This window comes from Apibacter muscae (genome assembly GCF_007845595.1).
GTDB lineage: Bacteria > Bacteroidota > Bacteroidia > Flavobacteriales > Weeksellaceae > Apibacter > Apibacter muscae.
In genome coordinates, this window is record NZ_SELI01000023.1 from 130,169 (window position 1) to 145,556 (window position 15,388).

13 protein-coding genes are annotated in these 15,388 nt (G+C 29.7%); 11 read left to right on the top strand and 2 right to left on the bottom strand.

The genetic code is table 11. From position 1 onward, the window contains the following. The first annotated feature begins 8 nt into the window (after positions 1–8). From zwf to ETU10_RS09400, 3 genes are all read left to right on the top strand, one after another. Positions 9–1,544, top strand: a complete 1,536-nt coding sequence (gene zwf / locus ETU10_RS09390) for a glucose-6-phosphate dehydrogenase (RefSeq protein ID WP_146311749.1) — start codon at positions 9–11, stop codon at positions 1,542–1,544. Then, positions 1,541–2,272 carry a 6-phosphogluconolactonase gene (pgl, locus tag ETU10_RS09395; protein ID WP_146311751.1) on the top strand — a complete coding sequence of 244 codons (732 nt, stop codon included), beginning with the start codon at positions 1,541–1,543 and terminating at the stop codon, positions 2,270–2,272. Before zwf ends, pgl begins: the two co-directional genes overlap by 4 nt. Before the next feature lie 313 nt (positions 2,273–2,585). Beyond that, entirely contained in the window at positions 2,586–4,247 is a 1,662-nt protein-coding gene (locus ETU10_RS09400; RefSeq protein ID WP_146263006.1) for an amino acid permease, read from the top strand. A gap of 101 nt (positions 4,248–4,348) precedes the next feature. On the opposite strand, the gene ETU10_RS09405 is transcribed toward ETU10_RS09400, so the two are convergent. Further along, entirely contained in the window at positions 4,349–4,762 is a 414-nt protein-coding gene (locus tag ETU10_RS09405; RefSeq protein ID WP_146311753.1) for a hypothetical protein, read from the bottom strand. Between the two features lie 43 nt (positions 4,763–4,805). Continuing rightward, entirely contained in the window at positions 4,806–5,975 is a 1,170-nt protein-coding gene (locus ETU10_RS09410; RefSeq protein WP_146311763.1) for a class I SAM-dependent methyltransferase, read from the bottom strand. 212 nt (positions 5,976–6,187) lie between these two features. On the opposite strand from ETU10_RS09410, the gene ETU10_RS09415 reads away from it, so the two are divergent. From ETU10_RS09415 to ric, 8 genes are all read left to right on the top strand, one after another. Further along, positions 6,188–7,297 carry a DUF6263 family protein gene (locus tag ETU10_RS09415; RefSeq protein WP_146311766.1) on the top strand — a complete coding sequence of 370 codons (1,110 nt, stop codon included), beginning with the start codon at positions 6,188–6,190 and terminating at the stop codon, positions 7,295–7,297. 21 nt (positions 7,298–7,318) lie between these two features. Beyond that, positions 7,319–7,552, top strand: a complete 234-nt coding sequence (locus ETU10_RS09420; protein ID WP_146263002.1) for a hypothetical protein — start codon at positions 7,319–7,321, stop codon at positions 7,550–7,552. Continuing rightward, the gene (locus tag ETU10_RS09425; RefSeq protein ID WP_146311768.1) at positions 7,539–10,046 is read left to right on the top strand and encodes a YfhO family protein; all 2,508 of its coding nucleotides are present in this window, start codon (positions 7,539–7,541) and stop codon (positions 10,044–10,046) included. The genes ETU10_RS09420 and ETU10_RS09425 overlap by 14 nt, the downstream gene beginning before the upstream one ends. 16 nt (positions 10,047–10,062) lie before the next feature. Continuing rightward, a complete protein-coding gene (locus tag ETU10_RS09430) occupies positions 10,063–11,352 on the top strand; it encodes a glycosyltransferase family protein (protein WP_146311770.1) in 1,290 nt (429 codons plus the stop codon). A gap of 141 nt (positions 11,353–11,493) precedes the next feature. Continuing rightward, a complete protein-coding gene (gene rimO / locus ETU10_RS09435) occupies positions 11,494–12,795 on the top strand; it encodes a 30S ribosomal protein S12 methylthiotransferase RimO (RefSeq protein WP_146311772.1) in 1,302 nt (433 codons plus the stop codon). Between the two features lie 115 nt (positions 12,796–12,910). Further along, positions 12,911–13,996, top strand: coding sequence for a M42 family metallopeptidase (locus ETU10_RS09440; RefSeq protein WP_146311774.1), 1,086 nt, complete (start codon positions 12,911–12,913; stop codon positions 13,994–13,996). A gap of 193 nt (positions 13,997–14,189) precedes the next feature. Next, positions 14,190–14,627, top strand: coding sequence for an RrF2 family transcriptional regulator (locus ETU10_RS09445; protein ID WP_146262997.1), 438 nt, complete (start codon positions 14,190–14,192; stop codon positions 14,625–14,627). A gap of 28 nt (positions 14,628–14,655) precedes the next feature. Next, on the top strand, positions 14,656–15,375 hold the full coding sequence (gene ric / locus ETU10_RS09450) for an iron-sulfur cluster repair di-iron protein (protein WP_146262996.1): 720 nt from the start codon (positions 14,656–14,658) through the stop codon (positions 15,373–15,375). Positions 15,376–15,388 lie beyond the last annotated feature (13 nt).

The window sequence follows — 15,388 nt, forward strand, 5'->3', positions numbered from 1 at the left end:
TTATTAGCATGCCGACTAACAAAATTGCCAATCAGATATTAATTATTTTTGGCGCATCAGGAGACTTAACATATAGAAAGTTAATTCCAGCAATCTTTGATCTTTATAAGCAAAATTCTTTACCAGAAAAATTTTCTGTTCTGGGAGTTTCTCGAACACCATTTACAGACGATTCATTTCGTGAAAAAATGAAAGAAGGAATCTTGAAATTTTCGGGACTTAAGCCTGAAAATGAAGATGAGCTAAATAAATTTTGTAATATTTTACATTATTTACCTATCAATACAGCAGAATCTAAAGACTATTCCCAGTTGACTTTAAGATTGGACGAAATTGATAAAAATGAAAATACACAAGGAAACTATATATTTTATCTATCTACTCCTCCATCACTTTATGGAGTAATACCAAAATATTTAGCTGCCGAAGGATTAAATATTGAAAATAATTGCTTTAGAAGAATTATAATTGAAAAACCGTTTGGAACAAATTTAAAATCTGCCATTGAGCTCAATTCTATTTTAAAAGAGGATTATAAAGAAGAACAGATCTATAGAATAGACCATTACTTAGGAAAAGAAACCGTACAAAATTTATTAGTCACACGATTTGCAAATGGAATTTATGAACCCCTTTGGAATAGAAATTATATTCATCACGTTGAAATAACAGCCGCTGAAAGTATAGGTATTGAAAATAGAGGAGGATATTACGATCATTCAGGAGCATTAAGAGATATGGTTCAAAACCACCTCATGCAATTGTTAGCACTTGTAGCTATGGAGCCACCAATGTCTATTGATGCAACCTCCATAAGAAATGAAAAACTAAAAGTTTTTCAGGCTCTTCGCCCTATGAAAGACGATGATTTATTTAAAAATGTAGTTCGTGGACAATATCTACCCTCAAATACGAATGGAAATTATTATAAAGGATATAGAGAAGAAAAAGACGTAGCCAAAGATTCAAGAACTGAAACTTATGTAGCTTTAAAACTATTTATTGATAATTGGCGATGGGCAGATGTTCCGTTTTACATTCGAACAGGAAAAAGATTACCAACCAGAGTTTCAGAAATTGTTATACATTTTCGCCCTGCTCCACAAAACTTATTTCCAGGACAAGAAATTCATAAGAACAATGACAATCAATTAATTCTAAGAATACAGCCGGATGAAGGAGTATCGTTTCAAACTAAAATGAAAATTCCTGGTAGTGGTTATAGAGTTAAAAACGTAAATATGGATTTTCATTACTCGCAACTGCATAATGTTTATTTGCCTGATGCATATGAACGTTTATTGTTAGATTGTATGATGGGAGATCCTACACTATATATTGATAGTGGAGCTTTAGAAGCCACTTGGAAATTTGTTCAACCGTTGTTAGACTTTTGGAAAAATAATACCGAAGCTCCGCTTTACGGATATCCAGCAGGTTCTTGGGGGCCTGAAAATGCAGATCGATTAATTGAAGGAGAAAATAAATCTTTTCGCTATCCATGTAAAAACTTGTCCAACGATGAAAATTATTGTGAATTATGATAAAAGAAAATATTCAAATATTTAATACATCTGATGAACTTAGTGAAAATTTCACTAAGTTCTTACAAAATTTACTTTCCGTATATCCACATATAAATATATCTTTATCCGGTGGTTCTACGCCAAAACAGTTATTTAATTATTGGTCTCAAAATAATAAACAAAATCTAAAATTAGATTGGGGAAGAATTACTTTTTATTGGGGAGATGAACGATGCGTTCCACCCGACAATGAAATGAGTAATTATGGAATGACTGAAAAATATTTGTTTAAGAATATTCACCAAATTCAAAACCAAAATATTCATAGAATACAAGGGGAAAATGATCCTACTATTGAGGCCCAGAGATACGCTAAACTTTTAAATAGTAATTTGGCAGTTTATAAAAATACTCCTTGTTTTGAATTAATTCTATTAGGAATGGGGGATGATGGTCATACCGCATCCATATTTCCAGATCAAATGAATTTGTGGAATAGTGAAAATGATTGCGTTGTAGCTAAACATCCTGAAACAGGAATGCAAAGAATAAGTCTTAGCGGAAAGGTTATTAATAATGCACAACACGTTGCTTTTTTAGTAACAGGAAAAGACAAAGCTGAAAAGGTTAGTGAAATTATAAAGAATAGATCTGCTTCTGAAACATTATATCCTGCGGCAAAAGTGAATCCTTCTAATGGATTTTTATATTGGTTTTTAGATAAAGAATCGGCAAAACTCTTATAAAATATATAAAAGAATTATTAGGCAAATATCTATCAAGATTTTGCCATTATTTATACTTATAAATCTCAATTTTTAATCTCATATCTAAGTATTTAAATTAATGATACTTAGATATATATATTTATTTTTCCATGAAGTTAATTTTCATATATTTTATTATATATTAAAATATATGAATTTAAAAATAGAAAAAATTCTTAATTCATGATTTTCATTTATATATAAAAAGTCAAATATTATTATTAAAGTACTTAAAGATTGCAATTATTATTAATTTTTTAAATATTTTTGTAACAAATAATTAAGCCTTAATATGTTATTCAAACGAAAACCCATTGAAAATATAATCGAAGAGTCTGGCACAAAATCAAATCTAAAGAGATCTTTAGGGCCCATAGCTTTAATTGCTTTGGGAGTTGGAGCCATTGTTGGTGCAGGATTATTTTCCGTTACTGGAAAAGCTGCTGGGGATTATGCTGGACCGGGAGTTATGATTTCCTTTTTAATTGCGGCTATAGGATGTGCTTTTGCTGGATTATGCTACGCTGAATTTGCCTCCATGATACCGGTTGCAGGAAGTGCTTATACTTATTCCTACGCTACAATGGGAGAATTTATAGCTTGGATTATTGGTTGGGATTTAGTCTTAGAATATTCTGTTGCATCTGCTGCAGTTGCCTCTAGTTGGACAGGGTATTTTAATCAATTTTTACTGAGTTTTAATATTCATTTCCCTGTAGAATTATTAAAAACACCCTTTGAAGGAGGAATTATAAATCTACCTGCTGCCTTTATTGTAATTGCTATGTCATTGGTTTTAATGAGAGGAACTAAGGGGTCTGCTTCATTCAATAATTTTATAGTTATACTTAAAGTTTCTATTGTATTAATATTTATTGCCTTAGGTTTTAAATATATTAATCCTGAAAATTTAACCCCTTTAGTACCACCCAATACCACCGGTAAGTTTGGAGATTTTGGCTGGAGTGGAATATTAAGAGCTGCCGGAATAATGTTTTTTGCTTATATAGGTTTTGATGCCGTATCAACAGCAGCACAAGAAGCTAAAAATCCTAAGAAAAATATGCCTATAGGTATATTGGGTTCGCTATTAATTTGTACTATTTTATATATAACATTTGCTTATGTTATGACAGGGATAGTTAATTATACAGAATTTAGCAATGCTGGTACAGAATCTTTAGCCCCTGTAGTTATAGCAATCAATCAAATGGGAAATATAGGAGCTGATGGAACTATAATTCCTGCCTACCCATGGCTCAATATATTTATTGTATTTTCCGTATTACTAGGTTTTTCGTCCATTATTCTAGTGATGCTTTTAGGTCAAAGTAGAGTGTTTTTTTCCATGAGCCAAGACGGTTTAATTCCAAAGATTTTTTCACAAACCCATTCCAAATTTAAAACACCTGTAAAATCTAATTTTATATTCATGGTATTTATTAGTGCTTGTGCTGGATTTATACCGGGAAGCGTAATAAGTGAAATGACGAGCATTGGTACTTTGTTTGCATTTGTTTTGGTTTGTATAGGAGTTATTGTATTAAGAAAGAAAAATCCTAATGCACCCCGAGGATTTAAAACTCCTCTAGTACCACTAATACCAATTTTAGGTGTTTTGACCTGTTTTGGATTAATGGTTTCATTACCTTTAGATACATGGATAAGATTGGTTATTTGGATGATATTAGGCTTCGATATTTACTTATGGTACGGAATTAAGAAAAGTATAATGGCTGTAAAAGATACAGATAACGACCGAAGAAAAAGCTATACAATCACCTCTTATTGTGGGATTTTTGTCAGCATAATTCTAATGATCTTAACCTACCTACATCATAAATTAAGCGATGGGAATGATCAAATACTTATTTATTTTTCTGTAATTTTTTGTGTAATAAATTTATTAATTTTTATCTATTACATATATAAATCAAAGTTCAACTCCAAATAGTTAAATTTTATCATAAATATTGGCTATCATTAAAGCAATAAAAAACATTAAATGGTTACCATTTAATGTTTTTTATTTGAAATAATTTAAAACTAAATCCTTTAATGTAATAGTTTATTAAATTCCTCTTTAAAATCAAAGTTATTAATTTCTTCTTCAACTTTAGGGAATAAAAAAACTCTATTAAAAATTCCAATCCCTATGGGATTCCACTGATCTCTATAATTTAATTCAATGACAGTAAGCAAATAATAATTTTTGTTTCTTATTCTGCTATCAATCTTCTCTTTTATCCATTGATCACCGGCTAGAGGTAGTAAATTTTTACCCAAATTAGCCAATAAGCGTAATTTAGGATCATTGGATTGGCTAATTTCCTGAGAAACCTTATTATTAAAAACAGAAATAAATTTTTGTTTAATAAAATTATCTACTACAGGTTTTGAAGGATTTGTGTAAAACAAAATTCCGGCTATAGATACTATCAATAAAAGAAATATATATTTTATTTTCATAATTTTTTATTATCCAACTAACAAATAAATTGCCAAACTAATATTATACAAGAGAACACACAATTTTATAAGTTTTGTTTTTTGCTTTTAAGAAAATTAAGTATAAATTTCCACCCTCCAACAGTTTATATTTTTTTTTAATTTCATCAATATTCAAAGGATAGTTTTTTGTAATGATGTTAAACTTTTTCTCATCATATTTATTAGGTTGGAAATTTAGATCAATAATTCTAAAAATTCTACCTGGAAAGTTTTCAAGCTTTATATCTGAAGTATAAATATGTGTATTATTGTCTAATTTGTCTAATTGATAAGAATTTCCTAATAATTTAAATGCTCCAGATTTTAATATGGAAGCATTAGGCATATAAAGATATTTCTTTGGAACGGACAATTTAGAGCACAAGTATCTATTTTCTTCATTATAATTAAAATTAAAAATGGGTTGATTAGATTCTAAATTGATACAATGAATTTCTGGGTTGTTAGAATAACTATTGATATGTAATTTAAGTATTAACTCTTTCACTTCATTTTTAACAGAAATAATATAAATTTTTTGGATAGGAAGTAATTCAATACTTCTTTTTAAATCTAATAAAGGAGAAAGCTTAATATAAACGCACGGAGCTAGTTTGCATAATTGTTCTTTAATCTCCATAACATTTGGACATAAGTCTTCAATCAATATTTTTTTATTCTTATTTTCATCTCTTCTAGAAGGATCCATAAAAATAAAATCTAAACCAGGCTTTTGCTTTGATATAAATTCTTCAGCGGAACAATTCTCTAGAACAATGTTATCTTTCTTTAATACCTTAAAATTATGTTTGGTAATATTAAATAAATTTAGATTGGGTTCTACATAGTAAAACTTATCCCTATTTTCAGAGAGAAATAGAGTATCTATTCCCATTCCACCAGTTAAATCCGCACCAATTTTTCCCTCAAAAATCTTTTGTTTAAATAAAGCTGTACTTTGTGACGAAGCTTGTTCTAAATTTAAATGGGGAGGATATATAATTTGATGATTATTATATAATATGGGGAATTTTTTTTGAGCAATTCTTTTCCCTTGTATTTGCTGCACCAGCTGTAAAGAACTAATGTTTTCAAAAGGAGATTTTTTCATTCTTAGTTCTACTAAATCTGTATTTATATGTTCATTTATATATTCCTGAACTTTTTTATCTAATAAATTTATTCCTTCCAATTTTAAATATGCTTTTTTTATATTTCACAAAAATAAATTTTATATATATAAATGTGTGATAATTAAATATTATATTTAAAGTTCTTAAATGAAAGATTAAAGAAATTTTAGTAAAAAATAATTCCTAAAATCATGTTAAATATTGGCAGGTTTTGTGTATTTAACTCATATATTTATAAATTATCTTGTTAAATTGCGAAAAATTTCATCCAATGAAAAAATCTCTTACAGTATTGTCTGTAATTTCAGCTTTAGTTTTAACTATAGTTTCTTGTAAGAATAAAGAAGAATCTAAATTAATAGATACTTCTGTTCAAAATTCTAATACAACAAAAGGTGATAGCCTAACTCATTTTAATTCTCCTGCTACACCATTAATTAACGTTTTAGAACAACCTTCTACGGAGAATTTAACAGGAATTTATCAAAGTTCTGATGGTGCATACCACCTAGTTTATAATTTAGAAAAAGGCAAAACCTATAATTTTAATATAAGAGAAGTAAACACCCAAACACAAACTTTATCAGCGTCTGGAAAAGATGAAAATGGAGAGAAAAAAACTGTAAACGAGACTAGTAAGCCACTCGTACAGGAATCTATTGAGCCTTTAAGTTTTACAGTCTCAGATTTTACAGATGGGGTATATACCCTTCAAGTAAAAATGGGAGGTCGAAAATTAATTATGAAGGCAGACGGAAAGCAACAAACCATTTTGGATACCAATGGAAAACAACCCACAAATCCAGAACAAGCGCGCCTATGGAAAATGTATAAAGCCATTAGCGAATTATCATTTATTATAAAAATGAATATTAACGGATCCATTTTACAAGTAAGTGGTTTTGAAAGTATCTACGATAAAGCTAAAAATGCTGTTAAGAATGACTTAAAGGGGAAAGAGTTAACAGAGTTTATAAACGATTTTAAAAAAGGTGTTAATGAGAATGTATTCAAAGCTCAATTTGAAAATAGCCTTATGAAATTCCCTGCAGAAGGGGTTAAAGTTGGAGGTAAATGGAACAACGATCCAGCCATGAAAGGGAAAGGATACAATCAATTAGTTAGGGTAGATACTAATACAGCCGTTGTAAAACTATACGCAGATATACCCTCCCAATCGCAATCTGATAAAAAAGATGGTGTAAGCTTAAAGGCTAGTTTAACAGGCTCTCAAAGCGGGAAAATAAGTTTAGATATAAAGTCTGGTTGGGTTTCTAAAGGTACTTTAACAACATCTGTAACTGAAAGTCAAACGGCTAGTAAAGATGGAGACTACCAAAAGATGACGAATAAAGTGGTTACAAATATTTATATAAATTAACATTTAAAAAGCAAATAAATAATGGCGAAATTATTTGAATTCATATTTTTTGTTGTTGTTGCTTATTTTGTATTTAAATTTTTAAATCAATTTTTTACTAAAACTACTATTAAAACAAATCATAGAAATACAAATAATCAAACAAAATCCCAGTACAAACAACAAAACCAAAAGTCTAAAACCTCAGATATAAATTGGGATGCTGAAACCATTGATTATGAAGAAATAGATTCTAACGAAAATGAAAAAAAATAATTTATTTCCTATTTTAGGCTGTCTTGTTTTATTTGCAATTATTTCATTTGCATACTTTACACCGCTTTTGTCTAACAAATATATCTCTCAACCCGATATTATTCATTACAAAGGCGGAGCGCATGAATTGGAAGAATATAGAAAGATACATGGAGAAGATACTTATTGGAGTAATTCCATGTTCGGAGGGATGCCGACCTATCAAATGGGAGCTAACTATCCTTCAGACATAATTAAAAGTATAGATCGTATTCTTCGATATTTTCCTACACCTGCCAGCTATCTATTTTTACTCCTTAGCGGATTCTTTCTTTTAGGCATGGTTTGGTTAAAGAACTGGAAATATGCTCTGCTAGGAAGTGCAATGTTTGCTTTTTCTACTTATTTTTTTATCATCATTGGTGCTGGACATAATGCAAAAGTACATACCATTGCTTATTTTGCTCCATTTGTAGCTGGTGTATATTTATTATATCAAAAAAAGTATGTTTGGGGCTTTATTTTATCTACCCTATTTTTATCCTTACAAATAGCGGCGAATCATCCTCAGATGACATACTATCTTTTTTTAGCTTTGGGAATATTTGCAGTTGTTGAAATTATTCAAACTATAAAATATAAGACCTATAAATCCTTTGCAATTTCAACTGGTTTATTGATCATAGGTTTATTTTTAGCTATAGGTATGAATTCATCTCGCTTACTTTCAACCTATGAATATTCTAAAGAAACTACAAGAGGTAAATCTGAATTAACCATAAATAAAAATCCAACATCCTCCGTTAAAGGATTAGATACGGATTATATTACGCATTGGAGCTATGGCATTTTGGAAACGGCAAATTTGTTTGTTCCAAATTTTATGGGAGGCGGAAATAATGAAAAGGGTTTTAAACCTAATCATTTACAATCTGCTTTGCAGCAAAACATTAAGTCAGAAGAGGAATATCAGCAATTTCAAAGAGCATTCAACGGTTCTTATTGGGGTGAACAACCCGGCACCTCAGGTCCGGCTTATCAAGGTGCAGTAGTGATTTTTTTGGCTATACTTGCTTTATTTTATTATAGTGGGAAATACAAATGGTGGTTAGTCTTTGCTACACTACTAAGCTTTTTATTGGCATGGGGTAAAAATTTTGGAATTTTTACGAATTTTATGATTGAGTATTTTCCATTCTATACCAAATTTAGAGCAGTTTCGTCTGCATTAGTCATTGCAGAATTTACAATCCCTTTACTTGCATTGCTGGGTCTTTACGCTTATTTTAATGATAAAACTTTAAAATCAGTATATAAGAAAAAAGTTTTATTAGTTAGTTCTGGTATTATTGTACTTGGACTATTGATATTATATTTGTTTGGACTTCACCTGTTTAGTTTTCATACAAAATTAGAAGGGGAATATATTAGTACTTCCATTCTGGAAGCTATTAAAGAAGATAGATTTAGTCTATTTCAAAAAGATGTATTAAGAACTTTAATATTTGTCATATTTACAGGAGGAATACTATACGTTTCACTGTTAAATAAATTGAAATCAGATTATTTGGTATTATCCTTAGCTATCTTATCATTGTTAGACTTATGGGGAGTAAATAAACGTTATTTGAATGATGATAACTTTGTAGAAAAATCACTTTATAAAAATCCATTTCCAACCCAAGCCTCAGAACAACAAATTCAAAGAGCAGAACATGATCCAAGTTTAGCAAGAATTTTAAATGTAATACCTGTCAATCAAGTATTGGAAGAAATAAAAGAAAAAGATCCTTCCAATTATAGAATTTATAATCTATTATTAAGTCCCTTCAACGAAACGAATACTTCTTATTTTCATCAATCCATTGGAGGTTATCACGGTGCAAAATTAAGACGTTACCAAGATGTAATTGACTTTTATCTTACGGATAGTTTGAATTTTCCAATTTTGGATATGTTGAATACTAAATACATCATTACCGCTGATTCAATCATACGTCCGATTCCTAATCCCAATAATAATGGGAATGCTTGGTTTGTAAATGATCTTGTTTTTGTTAATAATGCGGACGAAGAAATAAGTCAATTGGCAAAAATTAATAATAAAAAACAAGCCATTGTAAACCGTAAATATCAACAAGAATTAAATATTTCTCAACCTAAGGATTCTTTAAAAGGAACTATAACTTTAGAAAAGTATCAACCCAATCAACTAACTTATAAATCGTATAATGCCAACGAACAGCTAGGAGTTTTTTCAGAGATTTATTATCCATACGGTTGGACGGCTACCATTGATGGTAATCCGGCTACCATTTATCCGGTAAATTATCTTTTAAGAGCATTAAAGATTCCAAAAGGTACACATACCATTGTATTTAAATTTGATCCTCCGGTTATTCATAAAGGCAAAACGATCACGCAAATATCATTTATAATTTTCATTCTTTTAAGCGCTGGATTTTTATTTTGGGATACTTGGAAGAAGAAAAAAAAACAATCAGTTCATTCTTAATATTATGTGCGGATAAATGAAAAAAATTTTAATCGTTTCCTATTATTGGCCACCGGCAGGAGGGCCAGGAGTTCAAAGGTGGTTAAAATTCACAAAATATTTATCTGAATATGGGTATGAACCATTTGTTTATATACCAGAAAACCCATCTTATCCTATATTAGATGATTCATTGAAAAAAGAAATATCTTCAAAGGTAAAAATCTTAAAAAATAGAATATGGGAACCTTATCAAATTGCTGAAAAGATAAGCAAAAAGAATAAGGACTATAAGGCAGGGCAATTTGAAACAGAAAAAAAAGAAGGATTAATTTCTCAGTTATCCGTATTTATTAGAGGAAATTTTTTCATACCAGATGCAAGAAAGTTTTGGATTCAGCCATCCATAAACTTTTTAGAAAAATTTTTAAACAATTATGAGATTGATTATTTAGTCACTACAGGTCCACCGCATAGTATGCATTTGATAGGCTTAGGATTAAAAGAAAAATTTCCTCTATTGAAATGGATTGCCGACTTTAGAGATCCGTGGACACAAATTTCTTATTATTCTCAGTTAAAACTAACCTCATGGGCAGATAAGAAACATAAATTTCTAGAAAAGAAAGTTTTGCAAAAAGCAGATCTTATTCTTTCCACCAGTTATACCGATAAAGTTAATTTTGAAAAATTAGGAGCAAAGAAAGTATCTTGTATTACCAACGGTTTTGATACAGAAATCCAAGAATCATATCAATCCACTTCATTATTTACCTTGTCCTATGTTGGAATGTTGGAAACACTGAGAAACCCTACCAATTTATGGAAAGTTTTACAGGATATACTTTTGAGTGATGAAAATTTTAATAAGGATTTTCGACTAAGATTTGTAGGAAAAATAGCGGATTCTATTCTTGAAAATATTAAGCATAGTTCTTTAAAAGACCATACTACTATTCTTGGTTATGTCTCTCACGAGGAAGCAATCCTAGAAATGAATCAATCAAATTTATTACTTATAACCAATTTTCCAGAAGAGAAATCCAAAGGTATTATACCGGGTAAGTTGTTTGAATATTTAGCCACCAATAAAACAATTTTATCTTTGGGGTATAAAGATTCAGATGTAAAAAAAATTCTTCAGGAAACCCAAGCTGGAGAACATTTTACTTTTAATGATTATGATAATTTAAAGTCATTTATACTTGAAGAATACTTTAAGTGGAAAAATAATTTAACGTCAAATAAAGTTAATTCAACTCAAAAATATCATAGGAAAGAATTAACAAAAAAATTGGTAGAATGTTTGGAAGGACTTGAACAATAAAGTGTTTTTTTATATTGCAAATGGTATCTTACTAATTTCATTTATATATTTGTGAAAATTTATAATGAATCGTCCAACCTCTCATAATAAAAAAATTAAATCTTAATAAATTCTTTAAAAAGTATTTTTACTTAATAAATCATGCGAACAAAATCAATAGGTAAGAAAAAAATTAACATCATAACTTTAGGATGTTCTAAAAATGTATATGATTCTGAAGTGTTAATTAATCAGCTTAAAGCAAATAATAAGGAAGTGGTTCATGAGCAAAAGGGAGATGTTGTTGTGATTAATACCTGTGGATTTATAGACAATGCAAAAGAAGAGAGTATAAATACTATTTTAGAATGTGTGGAGAAAAAAGAGCAAGGATTTATAGAAAAAGTTTTTGTGACCGGTTGTCTTTCAGAAAGATATAAACCTGATTTGGAAAAAGAAATTCCCAATGTAGATCAATATTTCGGAACTCGTGAATTACCATTATTATTAAAAGCTTTAGGAGCAGATTATAAACACGAACTGGTCGGAGAAAGATTGGTGACAACCCCAAGGCACTATGCCTACTTAAAAATTGCGGAAGGTTGTGATAGACCTTGTAGCTTCTGCGCTATTCCTTTAATGAGAGGAAAACATATTTCAACCCCTATTGAAAAGCTTGTTAAGGAAGCTCAGGCTCTAGCAAAAGGTGGAACAAAAGAATTAATATTAATAGCACAAGATCTTACCTATTACGGCTTAGATTTATACAAAAAAAGAGCTTTAGCAGATCTTCTTAAAGAATTGGTAAAAGTAGATGGAATTGAGTGGATTCGTTTGCATTATGCCTTTCCAACAGGTTTTCCACACGATGTATTAGAACTAATGAAAGATGAAACTAAAATTTGCAACTATTTAGATATTCCATTGCAACATATTTCTGACAGTATTTTGGCTTCAATGAAAAGAGGTACCAATAAGGAGAAAACTAATCGTTTATTGAATGAATTTAGGACTATAGTCCCGGATATGGCTATAAGAACTACCTTAATTGTAGGATATCCTGGTGAAACTAAAGAGAATTTTGAAGAATTAAAAGAGTGGGTAAAAGAACAAAGATTTGATCGCTTGGGATGCTTTACCTATTCACACGAAGAAAATACCACCGCATACCAATTGGATGATTCTATTTCAGATAAAGAAAAAATGGAGAGAGTAAATCAGATCATGGAAATACAATCTCAAATCTCATGGGAACTCAATCAAGAAAAGATTGGAAAAAATTTCAAATGCATCATTGATAGGAAAGAGGGAGAGTATTTTGTGGGTAGAACAGAGTATGATTCTCCAGATGTGGATAACGAAGTACTTATCACCGCTAAAGACCTATATTTATCTCCAGGAAGTTTTGTGAATGTAAAAATTACTAAAGCAGAGGATTTTGATTTATACGGAGAACTCGTATAATTTAAATTTATACTTAATTAATAAAAAAATATCTTATAGATGATAAAATTATTAGTTATTTATAAATTCCTTATATTTGATAATCAATCATTAATAATAAATATATAAAATAAAAATGAAAGATTTTGAAATAAATAAAAAATCAATTAAATTCCTAGAAAAATATTTAAACACCCCCTCTCCAACAGGAGCAGAAAGCGAAGGCCAAAAAGTTTGGATAGATTATATAAAGCCATATGTTGATGAAGTTAGAACCGATAATTATGGTACAGCTTATGGAATCGTTAATCCTAAAGCGGATTACAAAGTTGTCATAGAAGCACATGCGGATGAAATCTCTTGGTTTGTAAATTATATCACAGAAGATGGGTTGATATACGTAGTTAGAAATGGAGGTTCAGATCATATGATTGCTCCTTCTAAACGTGTAAACATACATACTAGTAAAGGTATTGTGGAAGGGGTTTTCGGTTGGCCAGCCATTCATACAAGAAATTACACAGTAGCCGAAGAGGCGCCAAAGGTTGAAACACTTTGGGTTGATTGCGGTGCAACTTCAAAAAAAGAAGTTGAAAAATTAGGAATTCATGTTGGTTGTATTATAACCTACCCGGATGAATTTTTTATATTGAATGATAATTATTTTGTTTGTAGAGCTTTAGATAATAGAGTAGGAGGTTTTATGATTGCTGAAGTAGCCAGACTATTAAAAGAAAATAAAGATGAATTAGGCTATGGGCTATATGTAACGAATTCCGTACAAGAGGAAGTAGGTTTAAGAGGAGCTGAAATGATAACACAAACCATAAAACCCGACGTTGCTATTGTAACCGACGTTACTCATGACACTTCTACCCCAATGATTGAAAAGAAAAAACACGGGGAGATTAAATGTGGAGAAGGCGCTGTAATTTCTTATGCACCTGCCATACAAAACAATTTAAGAGATTTAATTATACATACCTCAGAAAAAAATAAAATTCCTTTTCAAAGACAAGCGTCTAGTAGATTTACAGGTACGGATACTGATGCTTTTGCTTATTCTAACGGCGGAGTTCCTTCAGCATTAATTTCTTTACCTTTACGCTATATGCATACCACCGTAGAAATGGTAAATAAAAAAGATGTGGAAAATGTTATAAAACTGATCTATCAAACTTTAAAAAATATTAAGCCTAACCATATTTTTAAATACATATAAAATAATTTAAAGTATAAAAAAAGCTAAATCTGAATGATTTAGCTTTTTTTATTGTCAAATATTTGGAGAATCTGATAGATTAGTTCAACTATTAATAAAACCGAATAATATTTTCAATAATAAAAATAATAAAGGATAAATTTGTCCTTTATTATTTTTATGTATATATTTGATTATAGATATAAAATATCATATGTTTTCAAAGAGTTGTGAATATGCAATTAGATCCTGTTTGTTTATTGCTATAAAATCTAGCAATAATTATAAAGTGGGAATTAGAGAGATTTCTAACGAAATTAATTCTCCCATTGCATTTACAGCTAAAATTTTACAAAAATTAGGTAAAAATCATTTAATAAAATCATTGAAAGGACCCAAGGGAGGTTTTTACCTTGAAGGTAAAGATTTAGAAAATATAAAATTATCTCATGTGGTTTCAGCCATAGACGGCGAATCCGTTTATAAAGGTTGTGCCTTAGGCTTGCCTAAATGTTCTGAAACCCAACCATGTCCCGTTCACTTTAAATTTAAATCCATAAGAGAAGAATTAAGTAAAATGTTGTTATCAACCAGTTTAAAGGATTTAATAGACGGATTGGATAGGGGAGAAACTTTCTTAAAAATAAAATAAATATTAATAAAATTAAATTATTTACTCAATGGAAACCATGTTTAAAAAAGCTACAGTAGGAGAAATAGTAGCTGAAAATTATAAAACTGCAGCAGTATTTTCAAAACATAAAATTGATTTTTGTTGCAAAGGAGACAGAACTTTAGAACAAGTTTGCGAAAAAAAATCAGTAGATTATTCAACCTTAGTTAATGAATTGAATGAGGTAATAAAAGATAAATCTTCTGGTGAAGATTTTAATACTTGGCCATTAGATCAATTATCTGATTACATCGTTAGAACCTATCATGAGTATATAAGAGAAAAAATCCCACCATTAACACAGTTTTTAACTAAGGTAGATAAAGTACATGGAGATGGACATCCTGAATTGCATGAAATCTTAGCCATATTTTTAGAATCTGCTGAGGATTTACAAACTCATTTAAGAAAAGAAGAGATGATTTTATTTCCATTTATTAAACAAATGACTCAGGCAAAAAACAATGGTCAACCATTGCCTACTCCTCCTTTTGGTAGCGTTGAAAATCCTATTGAAATGATGAAAGATGACCATTCAATAGAAGGAGATAGATTTAGAAAAATTTCAGAATTGTCTAATAATTATACACCTCCTGAAGGAGCTTGTAATACTTATAAAGTATCTTTGGCTATGCTTCAAGAATTTGAAGAAAAATTGCACGAGCATATTCATTTAGAAAATAATATTCTATTTCCTAAAGCCATTCAGTTAGAAAGTACTTTTTAAATTATTTTATTTT

What these genes read in the sequence shown, in the direction of transcription:
- zwf (WP_146311749.1), top strand. Translation starts at nt 9, where the DNA reads ATGCCGACTAACAAAATTGCCAATCAGATATTAATTATTTTTGGCGCA.
- pgl (WP_146311751.1), top strand. Translation starts at nt 1,541, where the DNA reads ATGATAAAAGAAAATATTCAAATATTTAATACATCTGATGAACTTAGT.
- ETU10_RS09400 (WP_146263006.1), top strand. Translation starts at nt 2,586, where the DNA reads ATGTTATTCAAACGAAAACCCATTGAAAATATAATCGAAGAGTCTGGC.
- ETU10_RS09405 (WP_146311753.1), bottom strand. Translation starts at nt 4,762, where the DNA reads ATGAAAATAAAATATATATTTCTTTTATTGATAGTATCTATAGCCGGA.
- ETU10_RS09415 (WP_146311766.1), top strand. Translation starts at nt 6,188, where the DNA reads ATGAAAAAATCTCTTACAGTATTGTCTGTAATTTCAGCTTTAGTTTTA.
- ETU10_RS09420 (WP_146263002.1), top strand. Translation starts at nt 7,319, where the DNA reads ATGGCGAAATTATTTGAATTCATATTTTTTGTTGTTGTTGCTTATTTT.
- ETU10_RS09425 (WP_146311768.1), top strand. Translation starts at nt 7,539, where the DNA reads ATGAAAAAAAATAATTTATTTCCTATTTTAGGCTGTCTTGTTTTATTT.
- ETU10_RS09430 (WP_146311770.1), top strand. Translation starts at nt 10,063, where the DNA reads ATGAAAAAAATTTTAATCGTTTCCTATTATTGGCCACCGGCAGGAGGG.
- rimO (WP_146311772.1), top strand. Translation starts at nt 11,494, where the DNA reads ATGCGAACAAAATCAATAGGTAAGAAAAAAATTAACATCATAACTTTA.
- ETU10_RS09440 (WP_146311774.1), top strand. Translation starts at nt 12,911, where the DNA reads ATGAAAGATTTTGAAATAAATAAAAAATCAATTAAATTCCTAGAAAAA.
- ETU10_RS09445 (WP_146262997.1), top strand. Translation starts at nt 14,190, where the DNA reads ATGTTTTCAAAGAGTTGTGAATATGCAATTAGATCCTGTTTGTTTATT.
- ric (WP_146262996.1), top strand. Translation starts at nt 14,656, where the DNA reads ATGGAAACCATGTTTAAAAAAGCTACAGTAGGAGAAATAGTAGCTGAA.